Source organism: Gemmatimonadota bacterium, from assembly GCA_009838845.1.
Lineage (GTDB): Bacteria > Latescibacterota > UBA2968 > UBA2968 > UBA2968 > VXRD01.
Window position 1 is genome coordinate 1 of the sequence record VXRD01000025.1, and the last position, 20,905, is coordinate 20,905.

General features: G+C 50.7%; 19 protein-coding genes. 16 read left to right on the forward strand and 3 right to left on the reverse strand.

Translation table 11 applies throughout. The annotated features are described in order from the left end of the window. Nucleotides 1-158 precede the first annotated feature (158 nt). A complete protein-coding gene (locus tag F4Y39_03815) occupies nt 159-905 on the forward strand; it encodes a hypothetical protein (protein MYC12831.1) in 747 nt (248 codons plus the stop codon). Nucleotides 906-1,007: 102 nt separating this feature from the next. Here F4Y39_03815 and F4Y39_03820 read toward each other — a convergent pair whose 3' ends face one another. Beyond that, a complete protein-coding gene (locus F4Y39_03820; protein MYC12832.1) occupies nt 1,008-1,637 on the reverse strand; it encodes a uridine kinase in 630 nt (209 codons plus the stop codon). A gap of 170 nt (nt 1,638-1,807) precedes the next feature. On the opposite strand from F4Y39_03820, the gene F4Y39_03825 reads away from it, so the two are divergent. Then, the gene (locus tag F4Y39_03825; protein MYC12833.1) at nt 1,808-3,085 is read left to right on the forward strand and encodes an L-alanine-DL-glutamate epimerase; all 1,278 of its coding nucleotides are present in this window, start codon (nt 1,808-1,810) and stop codon (nt 3,083-3,085) included. A gap of 488 nt (nt 3,086-3,573) precedes the next feature. Here F4Y39_03825 and F4Y39_03830 read toward each other — a convergent pair whose 3' ends face one another. Further along, on the reverse strand, nt 3,574-4,044 hold the full coding sequence (locus F4Y39_03830) for a 23S rRNA (pseudouridine(1915)-N(3))-methyltransferase RlmH (protein ID MYC12834.1): 471 nt from the start codon (nt 4,042-4,044) through the stop codon (nt 3,574-3,576). Between the two features lie 120 nt (nt 4,045-4,164). On the opposite strand from F4Y39_03830, the gene F4Y39_03835 reads away from it, so the two are divergent. The 12 genes from F4Y39_03835 to groL all read left to right on the forward strand — a co-directional run bounded on the left by F4Y39_03835 (nt 4,165) and on the right by groL (nt 18,214). Further along, entirely contained in the window at nt 4,165-5,937 is a 1,773-nt protein-coding gene (locus F4Y39_03835; protein ID MYC12835.1) for a hypothetical protein, read from the forward strand. Next, complete coding sequence (locus tag F4Y39_03840; protein MYC12836.1) at nt 5,921-7,951, forward strand: hypothetical protein; 2,031 nt, start codon at nt 5,921-5,923, stop codon at nt 7,949-7,951. The genes F4Y39_03835 and F4Y39_03840 overlap by 17 nt, the downstream gene beginning before the upstream one ends. Next, nucleotides 7,951-8,643: a RibD family protein gene (locus F4Y39_03845; GenBank protein MYC12837.1), complete on the forward strand. Its 693-nt coding sequence runs from the start codon at nt 7,951-7,953 to the stop codon at nt 8,641-8,643. Before F4Y39_03840 ends, F4Y39_03845 begins: the two co-directional genes overlap by 1 nt. Before the next feature lie 6 nt (nt 8,644-8,649). After that, nucleotides 8,650-9,297, forward strand: a complete 648-nt coding sequence (locus tag F4Y39_03850; protein MYC12838.1) for a riboflavin synthase — start codon at nt 8,650-8,652, stop codon at nt 9,295-9,297. 133 nt (nt 9,298-9,430) lie between these two features. After that, a complete protein-coding gene (locus F4Y39_03855; GenBank protein ID MYC12839.1) occupies nt 9,431-10,681 on the forward strand; it encodes a bifunctional 3,4-dihydroxy-2-butanone-4-phosphate synthase/GTP cyclohydrolase II in 1,251 nt (416 codons plus the stop codon). Continuing rightward, a complete protein-coding gene (locus F4Y39_03860; GenBank protein MYC12840.1) occupies nt 10,665-11,141 on the forward strand; it encodes a 6,7-dimethyl-8-ribityllumazine synthase in 477 nt (158 codons plus the stop codon). The genes F4Y39_03855 and F4Y39_03860 overlap by 17 nt, the downstream gene beginning before the upstream one ends. Further along, nucleotides 11,123-11,557 carry a transcription antitermination factor NusB gene (gene nusB, locus F4Y39_03865; GenBank protein ID MYC12841.1) on the forward strand — a complete coding sequence of 145 codons (435 nt, stop codon included), beginning with the start codon at nt 11,123-11,125 and terminating at the stop codon, nt 11,555-11,557. The genes F4Y39_03860 and nusB overlap by 19 nt, the downstream gene beginning before the upstream one ends. Further along, nucleotides 11,490-12,284 (forward strand): metallophosphoesterase family protein, encoded by a 795-nt coding sequence (locus tag F4Y39_03870; GenBank protein MYC12842.1) that lies wholly within the window; start codon nt 11,490-11,492, stop codon nt 12,282-12,284. The genes nusB and F4Y39_03870 overlap by 68 nt, the downstream gene beginning before the upstream one ends. A 27-nt stretch (nt 12,285-12,311) precedes the next feature. After that, nucleotides 12,312-15,530 carry a preprotein translocase subunit SecA gene (gene secA / locus F4Y39_03875; protein MYC12843.1) on the forward strand — a complete coding sequence of 1,073 codons (3,219 nt, stop codon included), beginning with the start codon at nt 12,312-12,314 and terminating at the stop codon, nt 15,528-15,530. Between the two features lie 21 nt (nt 15,531-15,551). Continuing rightward, complete coding sequence (locus F4Y39_03880; GenBank protein ID MYC12844.1) at nt 15,552-16,022, forward strand: sulfurtransferase; 471 nt, start codon at nt 15,552-15,554, stop codon at nt 16,020-16,022. A gap of 270 nt (nt 16,023-16,292) precedes the next feature. Next, a complete protein-coding gene (locus F4Y39_03885) occupies nt 16,293-16,580 on the forward strand; it encodes a co-chaperone GroES (GenBank protein MYC12845.1) in 288 nt (95 codons plus the stop codon). Between the two features lie 14 nt (nt 16,581-16,594). Next, complete coding sequence (gene groL, locus F4Y39_03890) at nt 16,595-18,214, forward strand: chaperonin GroEL (GenBank protein ID MYC12846.1); 1,620 nt, start codon at nt 16,595-16,597, stop codon at nt 18,212-18,214. Between the two features lie 93 nt (nt 18,215-18,307). On the opposite strand, the gene F4Y39_03895 is transcribed toward groL, so the two are convergent. Continuing rightward, nucleotides 18,308-18,673: a hypothetical protein gene (locus F4Y39_03895; protein ID MYC12847.1), complete on the reverse strand. Its 366-nt coding sequence runs from the start codon at nt 18,671-18,673 to the stop codon at nt 18,308-18,310. 166 nt (nt 18,674-18,839) lie between these two features. Between F4Y39_03895 and F4Y39_03900 the strand changes: the two genes are divergently transcribed. Together F4Y39_03900 and F4Y39_03905 are read left to right on the forward strand one after the other, a co-directional pair. Then, nucleotides 18,840-19,577, forward strand: a complete 738-nt coding sequence (locus F4Y39_03900; GenBank protein ID MYC12848.1) for a hypothetical protein — start codon at nt 18,840-18,842, stop codon at nt 19,575-19,577. A gap of 74 nt (nt 19,578-19,651) precedes the next feature. Further along, a complete protein-coding gene (locus tag F4Y39_03905; protein ID MYC12849.1) occupies nt 19,652-20,905 on the forward strand; it encodes a cytochrome P450 in 1,254 nt (417 codons plus the stop codon).

A 20,905-nucleotide genomic window follows, 5' to 3' on the forward strand; every position in this document is an offset into this window, starting at 1 on the left:
CCCTAATGAAACATCTTCCGCATATATTTGTAGAAAGGAGAAAATGAAAAACTAAAAGTACACGCTTCAAAATCCAAAATATGGTCTGTGTGTACGCCACAAAATTTTGCATACAGGTCATAATGTATCACTGTGTATAAACTCATCAGGAGGGACTTATGAAGAAATTATGTGGCATTTTGATTGCGGGAATTTTTCTAATCGCCCCCGCAAATGCTCAGATGTCGGTCGGTATTACTCTGGATAGCTATACGGGATATATTTGGCGCGGTTATGTGCTCGGAGCCGATGACAAAATTGTGGCCCAGCCGGGTATTGAGGTGGGATTCGGTGAAACGGGTTTGTCATTAGGTGCGTGGGGATCGTGGTTTGTGCAGGACCGCGTTGATGAAACAGCTCCCGATACCCAAACCCAAAATGTCGATGAACTCGACTTTTATGCCGACTATTCGAGGTCCTTGAGCGACGACATGGGCCTGGGCGTTTCGATTGGTTATATTCAATACGTATTTCCCAGTGCAGATGAAGACTCAAATCTCTCACAAGAAGCTTATATTGGGCTATCTCTGGACAACGCCATATCACCTGCACTGACATTTTATTACGATTTTGGTCTGGTAGAGGCCTGGTATGCGTCTTTGTCGGGAGGCTATGACATTCCGCTCGGCTCAGAAGATGGGCAAGTATTGAGCATCGGTGCAAGTGTTGCGATGAGCAATTATGTAGTAGATGAAACCGGTGCTAATAAAATAGGTTTTAACGATCTCACGGTTACAGCTTCTCTCAGTTGTAATGCGTGCGCAATTTCGATTGCGCCGACCATTGGATTTTCTTATGCCGATACAGAAATCAATCCCGACAACCGCACTATTTGGGGAGGCGTAAGCATCGGATTTGGGCAGTAAGATATTCAATTCTCGATCCGGGTCGGCATTTCTGGTTTGCTTCGTGGCGTGGTTAATCAGATGCGACCAGGCGAGGAGGGGAGACCTTTTGAGGTCTCCCCTTTATTTTTTCAAGGTACATAGATGTCCCAAAATCAAATCTGTCGCAATGGTAAAATCGCGATCTCCGCAAACGATGAGATCGGCATATTTGCGGGAGGGTTCGACATAAGTATCGTGCATGGGGCGCACAGTTTCGAGGTACTGAAGGGTAACGGATTCGGGAGAGCGTCCGCGTTCATCGACATCGCGGTTGACGCGACGAATCAGGCGAATATCTGGCGGTGCATCCACAAAAATTTTCAAATTCAGAGCATCGCGCAGTATTTGTTCGACCAACAGGAGAATGCCTTCGACAATAATAATGGGGCGAGGGCATAACTCAAGGGTTCTATTAGAACGGGAATGGGTAGTAAAATCATAAGTTGGTATCAATACGGTCTCCCCGCGGGATAATGCCTGAAGATGTTGCACCAGCAAATCTGTCTCGAGTGCATCGGGATGATCGAAATTGATTTGCCTGCGCTGGTCTGCCGGGACATGGGCAAAATCGCGATAATACGCATCGTGGGAAATCCGTAGCGCACAATCATCCCCGAGATGATCAAAAAGTATGTTTGACAGTGTGGTCTTACCCGCACCAGTGCCTCCGGCAATACCAACTATATAGGGCTTGCAAATCGCGTTGGGCATGTGTATTATCCGTAAAATCTGCAATACAAAATAACAAAAAAACCTTCTGGATTGCGGCTAACACCCTGCCGCAATGACGGCTCTAAAACGCAGTATTTCTCGACTGCTAACCTGATAGCTTGTTTTGCATTGATAGCTTATTTTCTCCACATTTTCAAGGATACAAACAAATGCATATTGTCGAAACAGATTTAGAAATTCAGCGCGAGCCATTCGCACGGCCCTTTGCGTTTAAGGGATCGGCTTTTCACGAAAAGTGGAATCTCGTCGTGCGTTTGAAAGACGCCGATGGGTATGAGGCTTTTGGGATAGGTGGTTTGGCCGTACTGTGGTCAGACGCTACCGTATTTGCTGCACATACGGAAATGGGCGGCAATTTGCTCCAGGCGTCTCTCCTGGAATTTGCACTACAGCACATCAAAGGGAAAGAATTTGCCGATCCAATCGCATTGTTCGACACCATTGAAAACGAAGTCTTTTCTTATGCCAAAGCGATCACAGGCCAGGGGGATTTGCGCCGAACATTTGCGCTAATTGCACTGGTAGCGCTGGACAATGCCGCATGGATCTTGTATGCAAAGCGGACGGGATTGACGACCTTCGACGCCTTAATCCCGGAAAAATTTCGCTCATTTTTATCCCATCGCCAATCGCATGTCGCGCTCGTACCCGCAGTGAGTTATACCCTGCCCATAGATGAATTGCGGGCAATTTTAGATAGCGGAGCGTACATACTAAAAATCAAAATTGGGCATCCGGGAGATGAAACCGAAATGGTAAAAACAGACATGGCCTGTCTGTCGCAGATTCACAGTCTGGCATCTCAGTACGAAACGGAGATGACGGATTCGGGCCATGTGCTCTATTATCTCGACGCCAATGGTCGTTATGGCGAAAAAAACAGCATGGCGCGCTTATTAGATCACGCGGACAATGAAGGTATTCTGGATCGCATTGTCCTGATTGAAGAACCCTTTTCCAGCCCAGCAGATATCGATGTACACGACTTGCCTGCCCGTTTTGCAGGGGATGAAAGCATCGAAACCGTTGCGGATGTACACACCCGTCTGGAACAGGGATATGGCGCTATGGCGATCAAACCCGCGGGTAAAACCCTCTCATTGGCTTTTCGCATGATCGAAGCCGCAACGCGCTATAATGTACCGTGTTTTGTGGCGGATAATGCGTGTGTACCCGTGCTGGTGGAATGGAACAAAAACGTGGCCGCGCGATTGCCTGCATTTCCCGGTGTGAAAGGGGGATTGATGGAATCCAATGGCCCGGAAAATTACGGGACATGGGATCGCATGCTCTCGGAATATCCCGTGCCCAATGCATCGTGGTTGCGACCCAGAGGTGGTGCATTTGTGTTGGATGAGAACTACTACGATCAAAGCGGAGGGATTTTTGAAGAACCTGCTGTGTACACGCGATTATTTACAAAATAAGATAGGCGATTCATCGCTTGCATTTTTACAAACGTATGTTTCTTTTAGACTAACGACACCATTTGAATCTGACTCATTTGAAGGTAAGAGATGCGCCTGCACCACATTAGGCTGTGGGCATAATGATTTGATGCACAATATCTGGCGCATACCAGATAAAAAAAAACAGTAGTCTTGACTTAATAAAAACAATGGCTTATTTTAATGCCGTCTTTGAGGTAACGTTTTTTTTAATCCCCCGAATCAAGCAGATGATCCCGATCCCCCATCGGATATTCTCAGTCATCTGTGAATAGCTTATCTGCACTCCCCGTTCCAATTCTCTCTGCCATACATTTGAATTAGCGAACTCGCTATTTTTGGTTTTGACATGTAAAAAACCCGGGGGCGAGTTGACTCAACGTAGCCGGATTCTCTGCAGAATCATCTCTCCCAGGCTGTGTGAGTCGTCTGCCCCCGGGCTGATTTTAAGCGGTGTCTAAATTGTTTTATTTGTGGTAATTTTCACCTCTGATAATCGTAAAGGCGCGATAGAGTTGCTCGAGCAAGATAACGCGCGCCAATTCGTGCGGAAAGGTCATAGGTGAAAGTGACAAATGCCAATCTGCACGCGACAAAACTCGAGATGCAAGCCCAAAAGGGCCGCCAATGAGAAAAAAGAGGCGGCTTTTTCTTTGTACGCGCACATGGTTCAATCTTTTGGCTAAAATTTCAGAACGACACAATTTGCCAGAAGGCCCGAGAGCAACCACAGTGGCATCTGGATGCAGCGCACTTAAAAGGCGATGGCCTTCTTTCTCAATAATATCAGACACACGGGCATTTTTGCCACCGCGTTCTTCGCGCACCTCAATCTCATCATAAGCGACGTAGTGTTGCAGTCGCTTGATATAATTTTGTGCGGCGTCTCGATAACACGCGTCTTTGAACCTGCCCACAGTGACCAAAGTGATCTGCATATTTGCCATTATACTCAGATTTGATATGTTTTACAAGAAACTTGTTCACCGCCCCAAAAAACGGTATAATATCAGAATGCAAAAATTTTCTCTTATCCCCTTCTACGCGGAAGTGAACGCATGCTCTCTCGATTTTTGACATTTTTCACAATCTGCATACTATATGGATCGAGCAGTGCCGAGTTGTACATGTCCGTCGATGATATCCAGCGCGGCATGAAAGGCGTTGGCCGCACGGTATTTCAGGGCACCCGCATCGATACATTTGGCGTCGAAGTTTTGGGTGTTTTACGCAATGTCTTTGGCCCAAAAAGCGATATGATTCTCGCCCGGTTATCCGGTGGCCCCATGGCGCAAACGGGCGTCATCGCCGGCATGAGTGGCAGTCCGGTATATATCGAGGGCAAACTCGTCGGCGCAGTCGGCTACAGCATTGGTGCATTCGCCGAAGAGCCAATTGCGGGAATCACGCCAATTGGCGAAATGATGACGGTACTCCAACGCACATCGCGAGACACCCTGTCGAACGCGACATTTGGATCTGCGCCGTGGAATGGACAAATAGATGGCGTACATGGCGGTGTGCTAAAACCCGTGGCTGTACCTTTGATGCTCTCGGGATTTGCTCAGCAAGTGGTCGTGGAATATCGAGAAGAATTGTCAAAATACGGCCTGTTGCCCATGCAGGGCGGCGGCGGAACAGACCCATCTCTATCTATCGGTCCATTTGAACCGGGCGCGCCTCTGGGCGTGCAACTGGTCCGGGGCGATCTCAGTGTCACGGGTATTGGCACGCTCACGCATCGCGTGGGTGATAAGGTAGTGGGATTTGGACATCCCCTGTTATTTGGCGGTCGCACGGCGATGTCTATGACCGCAGCATTTATTCACGAAGTGATTTCCAGCCAAATGCTTTCGTTTAAGGTGGGCACAGCATCGCGACATATCGGTGTGATCTTACAAGATCGCGCACCGGGCATTGCTGGCGTAATAGGATCTGAAGCAGAAATGATGCCTGTGCGTATCTCTGTCGTATCTCCCAACCACGACGCTTCGTTTAATATGGAGGTATTTCGACACAGAGAATTGGGCCCATTGCTGGTGCGAATGGCCGTAGCGACCTCTGTTATCTCCGCTGAGAAATTGACGGGTGAAACCACTGTTGCAGGACAATTGACGTTGCACATGCCCAAACGCGAACCCGTGAAAATAAAAAATAAGTACGCAGGGACTCAGGGGCTTGGGTTGGCGGTATTGGGCTTGACACAACCCCTTGCGCAAGTGATCCAGAATCCTTTTGTCGATGCCAATATTGACTCGGCTATATTTCAATTATCCGTTGAGGAACGTACCCAAAGTGCGCGTATTGAAGGGCTGCGATTGGATCGTTCGCGCTACGAACCGGGCGATACAGTACACGTCTCTATTGCGCTGGCTCCGTTGCTGGGCAAGCGCGAGACCGTAGATGTCGCCTTGCCAATTCCCGGGTTTATGGCATCAGGACGTTTGATATTGCAGATTGTAAATGAACGCGAACAGCGATTACAAGATATGAAACGCACCGCTTATCAACCCAAAACACTGGATGGACTGATTGGTCTGATCGAGAAATCGGGGCGCAATGATGTGCTCGTTGTAAGATTCATAGCTTCCCGCCCCAGCGTGACAATGGGCGGACGCGAAATTTCGGGACTGCCCACTTCGGTTCTGTCAGCACTATCACTGGCACGAGGGTCAGATGTCGTGCAAAAATCACAGCAGTCGGTATATAGCCAAAAACACGTACGGACCAACTATGTATTGACCGGCAGTCAAACGGCGCTTCTGGTCGTGGGCAAAGACGGTAGTGCAACATTTTCAAGCAGGAGAGGTTCGGGTGAAGAAAAAAGATAGAATATTGAGAGCGGGGATGACACATGTGCTGCTTTTCATCTTCCTTGGAACAATCGCAAACGCAGTGTCGCCCAAAATTTGGCGAGAAGATTCACAGACGGCTTTCCTGAAAGGAGAACCCGATGGCGTGTCGCTCACGCGGGAAGGCACAGTGACATTGGCGCCATCCTATAAACGGGTAGCAAATACAGGTGAAGACTTTGTGTGGGCACTATCTGTAGATAAGGACAAAACCCTGTACATCGGAACCGGCAATAAAGGTCGAATTTACATGCTCAAACCCGACAGCGATCGGGCAGAACTGTTATTTGATGCCCCCGATTCCGCAACAGTTCACATTTTTAGCCTCGCCATTGGCGCAGATGGCGCTATTTACGCGGGCACATCGCCGGGCGGGCTGATCTACCGCATCGCCCCGGGACGAGAACCCACGGAATTTTGTCAGACAGGTGATCGCCATGTATTTGCAATAGTCGCACGCCCAAACGGTGGCTTATATGCGGGCACAGGTGGGGACCAGGGGCGCATTTTGAAAATTGACAAACAGGGCAAAGTCACCGCGCTCTACGCGAGCAAAGATCCCAATGTGGTATCGCTCGCGATAGGTGCTCAGGGCGCGCTTTATGCGAGCACAGATAACAGCGGCCTGATTTATCAGGTGCGCGATCAGGGTGGTGCAGATGTACTTTACGATGCCCGTGAAAAAGAGATTCACTCGCTGAGTGTAGGGCCAAATGGCACCATTTATGCGACAGCGATGGCGCAAAGCGGTCGGACAGAAGGAAATGGAAGAGAGCAAAAAAGGTCAGATCAATCCGGCGCAACACTGTATGCGATCCGACCTTCGGGATTGGCAATGCGACTGTGGAACACCGATGACCCGATGTTGTTGGATTCCGTAATAGATCCCGACGGCACAGTAAAAGTAGTCACGGGAAAACACGGGCGCGTGTATCGCGTTTGGCCCGATGGCAACGCCACTTTGCTCGCAGAATTAAAAGATGTAAATCCCTGGGTAATGATTGCCGCGCACAATAATGCAATGTGGATTGGATGCAGCGGATCAGGAGAAATTTATCGAATAGAAAAAGAATTTGCCAGAGAAGGGCAACTCACTTCTGAACCTTATGACTTTGATCGGGTATCGCATTGGGGGCGCGTATCGTGGCAAAGCGAAACACCAGCAGAAACATCGGTCGCTGTTCAAACGCGGTCCGGCAACAGCGAAGAACCCGACGATACGTGGAGCGCGTGGTCAGAGCCAATCACCACATCGGGAAAACCCGTTACCAGTCGCCCAGGGCGTTTTTTGCAATATCGGTTGATATTGAAGACACAATCAGAAGATGCGACACCAATGGTGCGTTCTATCAAACTCGCGGGCTTGCAGGACAATGTTCATCCCAGAATATTACGGGTTAGAGCCGAGGCCGACCAATCTGGTAACGAAGGTGAAAATCCAGAATTTATGGAAAAAGGCGTGTGGAAAATTGATTGGACTGCCGGTGATGCCAACGACGACGCCTTGATTTATACCCTGTATTTCAGAAGTATTGGAGAACCGAACTGGCGGCTGCTAAAAGACGACTTGAAGACCTCACATTATTTTTGGCACACCGAATCTGTTCCCGATGGCACGGTCGAAGTTAAGGTCGTCGCATCAGACAGGTTGGACAATCCCATCGAATTAACAGCCGAGGCGGTCAGCGCGCCCTTTGAAATTGATAATTCGGCACCAACTGTGCAGTTGCACAACATAAGGCAGATCGACAAAAAAGTACGCGTAACCGGTTCAATCCAGGACGCTGCCACTGCAATTCACAAGGCAGCGTACTCACTCAATTCCGACGATTGGAAGGTGGTCTTTCCCACTGACCAGATATTTGACTCGCCAATAGAGACACTGAATTTCTCTATTCAAAATCTGAAAACCGGCTCTTATACACTCGTAGTAAAAGCGGAAGATGCACTGGGCAATGTGGGTGTTGGAAAAACCGTTTTTGAAGTGAAATAATGAATGAATTCGAAACCAAATATCGGTCAACCGGATTGCCTTTTGTCACCTTAAAGCTGGCGCAAACACTGGACGGCAACATCGCCACCTGCACGGGCGACTCGAAGTGGATCACATCAAAAGCATCGCGGGTGCGCGGACATCAACTTCGCGCAAAGGCCGACGCAATTCTGGTCGGGCGCGGCACTGTGATGGCCGACGACCCGGAATTATCCGTGCGATATGTCGATGGATGCAGCCCGACAAAGATCGTTCTGGACTCTCAGCTAAAAATTGGACTAAACGCTAAAATTTTTGGCGGGGCACCTCTGATTATAGCAACCGCTGAAGAAGTGTGCAAAAAACGGATAAAAGAACGAAAAAAAAAAGGAGCGCAGGTCTGGCAGTTGCCAATACTGAATGGTCAAATAGATTTGAAAGCAGTCTTGCAAAAAGCCGCTCAAATGGGATTGCGACACATCCTGATCGAAGGCGGCAGTCGCGTAGCTGCATCGGCATTGCGCCTGAGCCTGGTAGATCGGATAGCCGCATTTGTCGCGCCCAAAATACTGGGTGCAGGCATACCCGCAATCGGATCCTTAAACATCACTTCAATAACCGATGCAATAGAACTTGAAAACGTAAAAGTCGAATCCATCGGCAATGATTTTCTGTTCACTGCGCACGTAAAAAAAACGTCCAAAAACGGCTGAGCAATCATGTTTACTGGCATTGTAGAGGAAGTGGGAACGATTCGGCATATTGAATCGCGCGCGGATTATCAGCGCACGACCATAGCAGCAAAGCAAGTTCTCAATGGCGTAAAAATAGGCGACAGCATTGCCATTGAAGGTGCGTGCCATACCGTCGTACATTTTGATGCCGACACATTTGTGATCGAATCCATAGCAGAAACACTGCAAAGAACCACATTGGGTGATTGTCGCGTGGGCAACCGCGTTAATTTAGAGCGATCTTTAAAACTCGGCGACCGCCTCGACGGTCATCTCGTAGCCGCACACATCGATGGTGTGGGCCACGTGAAAGGCCGAACGGAATCTTCGGATCAAATTGTATTTGAATTTGAAGTACCGCCTGAGTTGGCCCCTTATATTGCCGAAAAAGGATCCATCACCGTCAATGGAATCAGCCTGACAGTAATTGCAGTAACCGACCGCACCTTTTCGATTGCGGCAATTCCGCACACACTAAAAGTAACGACATTATCGGAAAAATATCCGGGTGACCGGGTAAATATCGAAGTGGATATAATCGCGCGTTATCTGGAGCGATTGGTGCAACCTATGAATGGAAAAAATATGCTCACGGAAGATCGCATTCGGGCGATGATGAGCGTGGACGAATAGACGAGAAAAGCGCGAATAGACGAACCCCGCCCAGCCACCCAAAACCTTCTGGATTGCGGCTTAAAGCATGCCGCAATGACGATGTTTGGGACTGATTGATGATTCGTTGATTCGCTGATTCGCGGAGATATATATGGGCAAAATCGCAACAATCGAAGACACCCTCGAAGATATTCGAGCGGGAAAAATCGTCATTGTGGTCGATGACGAAGACCGGGAAAACGAAGGCGATTTCATCATGGCGGCGGAAAGGGTCACATCTGAAGCCATTAATTTTATGGCGCGCCATGGACGCGGACTGATCTGTTTGCCCGCAACGCCCGACCGCCTCAAAGAACTCGACCTGGACATGATGGTCAATACCAACACAGCGCTTCACGGCACGCCATTCACGGTGAGCATCGACGCGCTCTACGGCGTGACAACCGGTATCTCCGCACAGGATCGCGCCGAAACAATTCGACAATTTGTAGATCCCAAATCGCGGTCTGAGAACTTTGGCCGACCAGGTCACATTTTTCCACTCCGCGCAATGCCCGGCGGGGTCTTGCGGCGAGCGGGACACACAGAAGCAGCGGTAGATCTGGCGCGTTTGGCCGGCCTGTATCCCGCCGGTGTACTGTGTGAAATACTGAATGAAGACGGCACCATGGCACGTTTGCCACAGCTTTTGGAACTTGCCGATCAATTTGGCTTGAAAGTGACGACAATTCGCGATTTGATTGCCTATCGCCGTCGCTCCGAAAAACTGGTGCGCTGTGTCGAGCAAGTGGATATGCCCACGCGATTTGGCGCGTTTCAATTACACCTGTATGAAAGCGACGTAGATGAACGCGAACACGTCGCACTGGTAAAAGGCGACCTTTCCGGCGATGCACCCGTAATGGTGCGGATGCACTCCGAATGCCTGACGGGCGACTCGCTCGGCTCATTGCGCTGTGACTGCGAAAAAAACTTACACTCAGCACTCGAGATGATCGAAAAAGAAGGACGCGGGGCACTGGTGTATATGCGGCAGGAAGGGCGGGGTATTGGCCTGCGGGCAAAATTGCACGCGTACAAACTGCAGGAAGAGGGATATGACACCGTAGAGGCCAACCTGAAACTCGGATTTAAAATGGACGAACGAGACTATGGCATTGGCGCGCAAATTTTGTCGGATTTGGGAATCAGAAAAGTCTTACTCATCACCAATAATCCATCAAAGCGCGTGGGATTAGAAGCGTATGGAATAGAAATTATAGACAGCATCCCGGTCGCCATTCAGGTCAACAAATGGAACCTATCATATATGCGAACCAAGCAAGAAAAAATGGGGCATTTATTTAAAGAGGACGAATTGCAATTAGGCGATGAAGGAGATAGTGATGCCCAGAGTTTATGAAGGTCAGTTATCGGCAGAAGGCATGCGATTTGGCATTGTGGTGGGACGATTCAATGCGTTTATCAGCAAAGAATTGCTCGGCGGTGCGCTCGATTGTATTGCGCGACACGGTGGCGATACAGACGCCATAGACGTGGTATGGGTACCGGGAAGTTTTGAAATTCCCACCATGGCACAAAAAATGGCGCAAAGCGGTCGATATGACGCGCTGATCTGTCTGGGCGCAGTAATCAGAGGTAGCACGCCACATTTTGACTACGTATGCAACGAAGCCTCAAAAGGGGTGGCGTCCGTTGGCCGCGAAACAGGTGTGCCCACCATATTTGGCATTTTGACAACCGACACCATTGAACAGGCGATTGAGCGGGCGGGAACAAAAGCCGGGAATAAGGGCTGGGAAGCTGCCCTGGGCGCGATTGAAATGATTGGGGTTATCGCCGCATGGGAAGCAAAAAAATGATTAAATCAAGACGCAAAGCGCGTCAGGCTGCGCTGCAAGCACTTTATTGGACTGCAAGTGTGGGCGATCCCGTGCAACAGACAGCGCAGACCATGTGCATCCGCGCGCGTCTTTCGGCATCAACCTCGGATTTTGCGATCAATCTGGCTCAAACAGCCTGGGAACACCGCGAAGAACTGGACGCATCTATTGAACCCGTACTGGAAAACTGGTCATTGGACCGGGTTTCGCGCATCGACCGAATCGTGCTCTGGATGGCCCTTGCGGAAATGCGCTATTTCAAAGATATTCCCTACAAAGTCTCTATTGACGAAGCCATAGAACTGGCCAAGCAATTTAGCGAAGCCAATGCTTCTAACTTTATCAACGGCATCCTCGATACCCTGTCCAAAGATGCGGAACAACCCAATGGATAATATTGGACGCATTGCGATCTTTTCAGACGTACACGGAAATCTCGAAGCCTTGCAAACCGTACTGGAAAAAATTGCAGAAGCACAGGTAGATCGAATTATTTGTTTGGGCGATATGGTCGGATACGGCGCAGACCCCAATATGTGTATAGAGCGCGTGCGCGAAGTATCGGACCTCGTGCTGGCGGGCAATCACGATTGGGCAGCTGTGGGCCTGGAAGATCCGGGGTTTTTCAACCCCGTGGCACTGGCGGCAATACAATGGACCGTTCAAATGCTGAGTGATGAGAACGCCTCGCTATTGCGTTCTTACCAACCCTTTCAAAATGAATCTGCTTATTGTTATGCCCACGCTTCGCCAATTGAACCCGAGTTGTGGCACTATTTATTCGACCCCGAAGATGGCTGGTCAATGCTCGCCCAAACCAATTTCGAGATGTGTTTTGTCGGGCATTCTCACCGTGCATTTGTGTGCTCGGCATCTCAAAAAACAGTACTTACGCGCGAAGGAGAAGTGCAGTTGTCCGACAATGATCGCTATCTCGTAAATGTCGGCAGTGTAGGACAACCTCGCGACGGCGATGCGCGGGCGGCTTTTGTCGTATGGGACCGGGAAAATGGGAACCTCCAATTGCGCCGCGTGTCTTACGATGTGGCGACAGCACAGGCCAAAATTCTATCCGCGGGACTTCCGCCTTTTTTGGCCGAACGCATCGAACTTGGGATGTGACACCTCATTATCCACAGGATAATCACAATGAACTTCCTGACAAAAATTTTCGGCAGCAAACACGATCGGGACGTAAAGAAAATGCAACCGATCGTGGATGAAATTAATCAACTCTACGAAGAATATGCCTCTTTGTCCGACGAGGCATTAAAGGGCAAAACAGCGGAGTTCCGCGCGCGCATTGCCGAAGCGACTGATGATGCTCAAGAGCATCTCAATCAGCTCAAAGAAGAACTGGACGCGATGCAGCGAGACGAAGACCGCACCGAACAATTGGAAGCCATTGCCGAAATCGAAGCCGAAATCAAGGATATTGAGCGCGACGTACTCGATGAAATCCATCCAGAGGCATTTGCCGTCTTTAAGGAAACGTGTCGCCGCTTCAAAGAGCGGGAGAAGTCCTGGGATCGGGCTGGCGATCAAATCGTGTGGCATGAAATACCCTATGACGTGCAATTGGTCGGTGCAACCGTATTGCATCAGGGCAAAATCGCCGAAATGGCCACGGGCGAAGGCAAAACACTGGCTGCGGGCCTGGCTCTGTACTTAAATGGCTTGCTCGGGCGCGGCGTGCATCTCGTCACCGTAAACTCCTACCTGGCCAAGCGCGACGCCATGTGGCTGGGACCCGTGTATTTGTTCCTGGGCCTCACCGTAGGCGTCATTCAGGACCGCGCGTTGGGCGTGGAAGGTTTTATTATGGAAGAAGAGGGGAAAGACGGGTATCGCATGCGCCCATGCGACCACAAAGACGCCTGTCTCATGGATATCGTGTACGGCACAAAAGACCAGTTTGGTTTTGACTACCTCTACGATAACATGGCGATTCGCCCCGAAGACCTGATACAGCGCGAGCACTATTTTGCAATTATCGACGAAGTAGATAGCATCCTGATTGACGAGGCGCGCACACCGCTGATCATTTCGGGACCCGTGTCGGAATCCTCGTCGCATCGGTATGAAGAAATGCGTCCGCTGGTCGAAAAATTGGTACGCGCCCAAACCCGAATCGTAAACAATATTTTAAAGCAAGCAGAAGAAGAACTCGAGTCTGGCGACGAATACGAGGCCGGCATCTTGTTATTGCAGGTCCAGCGTGGAATGCCCAAAAATAGTCGCTTCATGAAGCGACTTCAGGAAGAGGGCATCAAGCGCCTCGTACAGCGGGTTGAATCCGATTATATCCGCGACAAGCGCACCGGGGAACTGGACGAAGACCTCTATTTTAGCATCGATGAAAAAAGCCACATCATCGACCTGACAGAAAAGGGTCGCGACGAAATCAGCCGCAATCCAGACGACTTTGTATTGCCAGACCTCGATGAAGTACTTGGGGATATCGAACAGAATAAATCGCTATCCGATTCAGACAAAGACCACGCAAAAGAAGCCGCCTATCAGGACTATGGAGAAAAGAACGAGTCTATCCACAGCGTGCGAAAATTATTGCAAGCCTATTCTCTATACGAAAAAGACGTGCAATACATGATCGACGACGGCAAGGTCGTCATCGTCGATGAATTTACGGGACGGCCACAGCCCGGACGCCGTTTTGCCGATGGATTGCACCAGGCATTGGAAGCAAAAGAAAAGGTAAAAGTCGAACGCGACACGCAAACAGTGGCAACCATTACGTTGCAAAACTACTTCAGACTCTATGACCGACTGGCGGGAATGACGGGCACTGCCGAAACAGAAGCAGAAGAATTTCATCAAATCTACAAGCTCGATGTGGTATCGATCCCAACGCATGAGCCAGTGCGCCGCATCGACTTCAATGACTGGATATACCGCACAAAACGCGAAAAATACAATGCCCTGCTCGATGAAATCGTGCACTTGCACGAACAAAAATTGCCAGTCCTGGTCGGCACAATTTCCGTTGAAACCTCCGAATTGATTTCGCGGATGCTCACGCGCAAAAAAATCAAACACCAGGTGCTCAATGCCCGACAAAATGTACAAGAAGCGCAGATCATCGCGCAGGCCGGACAACCCGGTGCCGTGACAATAGCAACCAATATGGCCGGGCGCGGCACAGATATCAAACTGGGCCCCGGCATCATAAAAGCACCCGAAGGACACCAGTGTGCATTGATTGCAGATCCCGATAACACCCGGCCCCTGTGTCCCTACATAGACGAATACGGATGTCGGGATGAAGTCCCGTGTGGATTGAATATTATCGGCACCGAACGACACGAATCTCGGCGCATCGACCGGCAATTGCGCGGTCGCTCTGGGCGGCAAGGGGACCCGGGAAGCTCGCGGTTTTTCATCTCACTGGAAGACGATCTGATGCGCCTATTTGGATCTGAGCGCATTGCCCGCGTCATGGACCGCCTGGGAGCCGAAGAAGGCGAAGTAATTGAACACAGCTGGGTGACAAAGTCCATTGAGACCGCGCAAAAACGGGTTGAAGCGCGCAATTTTGAATTTCGAAAACAGGTGCTGGATTACGACGACGTCATGAATCAACAGCGCGAAGTGATTTACGACAGACGCAGACACGCGCTGGAAGAAGAAGATATATCGGCAATGATCAGCGAAATGATCGACGAAACCGTCGATGCACTACTCGATATTCATATACCGCCCGACGCACATCCCGAAGACTGGAATTTTGATGGCTTGATGGAAGATTTGCGCAATGTGTTTTTGCAAGCCCCCATCATACCCGATGAAGATCTGCCCCAATTGCGCGAAGCGGGTTTGCGAGATCGCGTGTTGCGCGGGCTCCGCGAGGCTTATGATCGCCGCGAAAGGGTTCTGGGGGAAGACCGCATGCGCCAGATAGAACGCATGATTTACCTGAGCGTCTTTGATGAAAAGTGGAAAGAACACCTCCGCGAGATGGACGATCTGAAAGAGGGCATTGGCCTTCGCGGTTATGGACAAAAAAATCCATTGATCGAGTACAAGCGCGAAGGTTATGAAATGTTTGTGGCATTGCTCGAAGACATCAACCGCGAAACCCTGCGATTGTTATTCCGCATTTCTGTTGAAGAAACACCCGCACAACCGCGCACCCAACAGCCCGCACGCCTGTCATTGGAACACCGCGATGCCACGGGAATGGGCTTTGCCGGCATGCCCGAACCCGGTCAAGATGAATTGACCGCCAATTCCACAGAAGGCGATGCGCCGAAAAAACAGCCCGTGCGCGTTGAAAAAAAGGTGGGGCGAAACGCGCCGTGTCCGTGCGGAAGTGGAAAAAAGTACAAACACTGCCATGGAAGAGTTTAAAAGCAATGAGGAGATAAACGTATGAAGTCGCGTGAAAATTTGCTGGATGATGCGCGTCAAAACATTCCAGAAATGACTGTACAGGAAGTACATGAGTACATAGAAGAAGGTGAGAATCCCGTATTACTCGACGTGCGCGGACTGGACGAATGGGAGCGCGGGCACTTAAAAGGATCAGTACACATACCGCGCGGAGAATTGGAATACCAGGCAGAATCGGCAATACCCGACAAATCGCGTGAAGTCATTGTAATCTGCGCAGGCGGCGTGCGCTCACTCCTCGCTGGCGAAACCTTGAAAGCCATGGGATACGAAAAAGTGATCTCAATGGACGGCGGATACGGGGATTGGGAAGATGCGCATTTGCCGGCTGAAATACCACCGCCACCGGAAGAAATGGGCGCGCCAGAAACCCCTGAACTGCTCAAAGAGCAAATTGATCATCTGGAAAAAGTATTGGCTCAGAAAAAAACGAAATTGAATGATATGTAGCGATCAGCTTTGAGCTTTCAGCCCCCGCCCTGCCCCCACTGGATCGCGGCTAACATCATGCCGCGATGACGGCCTTGAAGGATTTCCCTCCTACGCCTTGTTTCTTTGTGTGAGGCCTTCACACTTCACGTCTCACCGTCTTTTCACTTGCACAAATATTGATGCACTTGTATATTTTCCCGCCTTAGCACTCAACAGGATGAGTGGCTAATAACATATAACAAGTTAAATTTATTACATTTAACCAACTGTTTTTCAAGGAGGGTTCTCATGAATGTCCGTCCGCTTTCCGATCGCATTCTGGTGCGACGGGTGGATGCTGAAGAGCAAGTGAAGGGGGGCATTATCATCCCCGATACTGCTAAAGAAACGCCTCAGGAAGCAGAGGTCGTTGCCGTTGGGCCGGGCAAACGCAATAAGAATGGAGATGTAATTGCGCCAGCGGTAAAATCCGGAGAAAAAATTTTAATTGGCAAATACGCCGGCACAGAAATTGAAGTTGACGGCGATGAGTACGTAATCGTAAACGAAGACGACGTATTGGGCATTATTCAGTAGAGGAGATAGGTGTTATGGCAAAACAGATTGCCTATGGAATAGATGCTCGCGAGCGTATTCTCGACGGTGTAACGCTCTTGAGCAAAGCCGTGAAAGCCACGTTGGGACCTGCTGGACGAAATGTGGTTGTCGCCAAATCCTGGGGATCCCCCACCGTGACAAAAGACGGCGTGACCGTAGCAAAAGAAATTGAACTCGAAGACGCTTACGAAAACATGGGTGTGCAGATGGTCAAAGAAGTCGCTTCCAAGACTTCTGACATTGCGGGCGACGGCACAACCACAGCGACAGTACTCGCCGAAGCGATCTTCCGCGAAGGCTTGCGCAATGTAACCGCCGGAGCCAATCCAATGGACCTCAAGCGCGGCATCGACGCGGCTGTTGCATCCGTAGTCAAAGCACTGGAAGACCAGAGCCAGCCGGTAAAAGACCGCAACTCAATTGCACAAGTAGGGACAATATCCGCCAACAGTGACAGCAGCATTGGTGAAATTATAGCCGATGCAATGGACAAAGTCGGCAAAGACGGCACAATCACTGTCGAAGAGGCCAAAAGCATCGAGACAACACTGGATGTGGTCGAAGGAATGCAGTTTGACCGCGGTTATCTATCGCCCTATTTTGTGACCGATCAGGAAAACATGGAAGCCATACTGGAAGACGCGCTGATCCTCATTCACGAGGCGAAGTTGTCAAACATGAACGACTTATTGCCTCTACTCGAAAAAGTTGCCGGTGCAGGCAAGCCGCTTCTGGTCATCGCCGAAGACGTCGAAGGTGAAGCCCTCGCCACTTTTGTCGTCAACAAAGTGCGCGGCACCCTCGCTGCCTGTGCGGTAAAAGCACCGGGATATGGCGACCGTCGCAAAGAAATGTTGGGTGACATCGCCGTGCTAACAGGTGGGCGCGTGATAACGGAAGACCTCGGCATAAAGCTCGAAAACGTCGAGATTAGCGACCTCGGGCAGGCCAAGCGCGTGGTGATCGACAAAGACAATACCACAGTTGTAGAAGGCATTGGGTCTATAGCCGATATTCAAGGCCGAACGAGCCAGATTCGTCGGCAGATTGAAGACACCACCTCTGACTACGACCGCGAAAAACTCGAAGAGCGATTGGCAAAATTGGCCGGAGGCGTGGCCGTCATCAACGTTGGTGCGGCAACAGAAACAGAAATGAAAGAAAAGAAAGCCCGCGTCGAAGACGCACTTCACTCCGTGCGCGCTGCAGTTGAAGAAGGCATCGTACCCGGCGGCGGAGTCGCCCTCCTGCGCAGCCTTGGCGCATTAGACGAAACGGATGTGCATGGCGACCAGAGCACAGGCGTAGATATCGTGCGTCGCGCACTGCAAGCCCCCCTGCGTCAAATCGCCGATAATGCCGGCATAGAAGGCAGCCTCGTCGTGCAAAAAGTGAACGAAGGCGAAGGCGCTTACGGGTTTAATGCACGCACCGAGCAATACGAAGACCTCGTAGATTCCGGTGTAATTGATCCCACAAAAGTGGTGCGCACTGCGATGGAAAATGCAGCGTCCATCGCTGGATTGTTATTGACAACCGAAGCCCTGGTGACAGATCTGCCAGAAGAAAACGAAGGTGCAGCGCCCGCCCACGATCACGGGCACATGCACTAAATCGGGTTGTCAAAATATGCTTGACCTCCACAAAGGGCTGACCGCTGGTCAGCCCTTTTTTGTGTGTTTGGTTGAATTTGTGGGCAGTTTTATCTATATTATCAAAGACTTAAACCAAATTTGAGCTAACCATTTGCGAAAGGAAATTATGGCAAAAGCGAAAACACAGGCTGAAGAACCTCGGGAAACTGAAGGCGCGACATCCACAGCAAAAAAAGCAAAACGTCCGTCAAAAAAGCAGGCAACAAAAAAAACAGCCAAAAAACCTGCAAAGAAAACGAACACCAGATCTTCTACACCGCGTGTATCGAAAAAGCGGTCGTCCAAAAAACCTGCAAAAAAGCAACCATCCAAAAAAACAGCGAAAAAGCAATCCGCAAAAAAACCTGCAAAGAAAACGAACACCAGATCTTCTACACCGCGTGCAGCCAAAAAGCAGGCAACAAAAAAAACAGCCAAAAAACCTGCGAAAAAGATCGAAAGGCCTGCCGCACAGGAAGAGCGTACAGTAATTTCATCGCCGCCATCCAGACGGCGTAGAGAAAGGGAAAAGGTCGAAGCAACGGCTTCCGCCGAACAGAATCGAAAAGAGGTAGAAACCGCGCAAACACAAACGCCCCAGGATGTGCAACCAGAAGAAATGCAATGGGGACGTCGAACAAAGCGATCAGGTCCAATTGGCTGGGAAGATCGCGCTGGTGTAAGCACACCTGTTCAACCCGCTCGGCGGCAGGACGCGACTGCAGAGAACCAACCCGTTGAAGCACCTGCAGAACCAGTGGAAGCACCACCGCAAGCGCGAACCGAAACACCTGCTCAGGCCCAGCGGGATGAACCAAAAAAAGAAGATACCCGCAATGTGCAAGATACCCGCAAAGTATCTCGTCCACATAGCGGACGCAATCAGGGCGATCAGAACAAACAGCGGACTTCAAAGCGCACAAGCGATCGCGGTCGCAATCGCCGCCAGAAACCCGAACAACCATCGAACAGATTGACACAAATATTGGCGCAATCGTGGACCGAAGACAAAACGCGGCAATTCATCAGCGAAGGCTTTCTCGGCAGCTTGTCGCCCGAACTGGTCAACAATGGAAAAAGCGAAACCATCCCAGATGCCGAGAAGCTCAAAAAGCCCCTGGAAATGATCCGCAAAGTCCTGGCCGACGAGTGTATGGTAGCCGACGATGTCACAGATTTGATGTTGCTCGACGTGGTGATGAATGCCCTGTCAGACCGCATTGACGTGTGCCGCCTACAGGCCGAGTCCAACGCACTATCGGATATAGACGCGATCTTAGAGTTGCGCTACAAAGCCGACCGGCGATTGATAGAAGCCGTAAACGCCCTGAAAAACGCTTGAAGCATATACCCACCAATATCGAAAGCCCCGTCTGACAAAAGTCAAACGGGGCTTTCGTGTGAAGGAGCGCAACGATGACTTCAATAACTCGGGCAATCGAGAACAGTCTCAAGCCGCTTGCCGCACGGGCGCTGCTCACCTATGAACGCCTCGAAACGGGCGTTGCCTACCACCCCGGATCCGACGAAGTTCTCGCCGATCCGTACGACCTGTACGAACAATTGCGCCTCAAAGACCCAATCCACCGCATGAGACTGATCGATGCGTGGGCTGTGAGCAGCTACCGGGACGTAGATGCTATTTTGCGGGATCACGCGCGTTTTTCCAACCAGGGACTGCCCACCGATACCTATGTCCGCATCGGTCCTCTGGGCATGCTCGCCCTCGATCCTCCCGACCACACCCGGCTACGCGCCCTGGTCTCCAGGGCATTCACCCCCAAATCCGTCGCGGCTCTTCAGCCCAAAGTCGAACAAATTGCCGACGATCTTCTGCACGCCATCGAAGGACAACCCCGCTTCGATCTAATGAACGCCTTCGCATTTCCTCTGCCGGTTATTGTCATCGCCCAAATGCTGGGGGTCCACACCGAGGACCTGAGCCGGTTCAAAGCGTGGTCAAATTTGATTTCACTCAGCATCGAACCGATCCTCGACGACGAAAACATCAAACGGGCGCGGCAAGCCCGGGTAGAATTGGAAGCGTACTTCGAGGAAATCATAGCACAGCGACGGCGCAAACCACAGGCCGACCTGACCAGCGATCTCGTGGCCGCAGAAGAAGCGGGCGACCGCTTGACGCACGCAGAACTGGTGACAACCCTGATCCTCTTGCTCGTGGCTGGCAACGAAACAACGCGCAACCTGATCGGCAACGGCATGCTCGCCCTCTTGAAAAACCCCGACCAATTCCAGCGTCTCCGCCGCCAGCCCGACTTGTTGGATCTGGCAATACACGAGTTCCTCAGATACGACCCACCCGTTCAGATGGACCGGCGCATCGCGCTTGAAGATGTGGAAATCCGCAACAAGCGAATCCGCGCAGGCCAACCCATCTTCTCCCTGATCGGCGCAGCAAACCGCGACCCCGCCGTGTTTTCCGATCCCAATACCCTGGACATAGGCCGAAAGAAAACGAGCCACCTCTCCTTCGGACGCGGCATCCATTACTGCCTGGGCGCGTCACTTGCCGTAATGGAAGCCAAAGTGGCCTTTGCTGCCCTGCTGAAGCGATACGCTTCGATTCGGCTAAACGCCGAACCCGTGCGCCGACACCAGATCACTTTGCGCGGGCTAAACGAATTGTGGGTGGAAGTGGAGAAAAGTTAG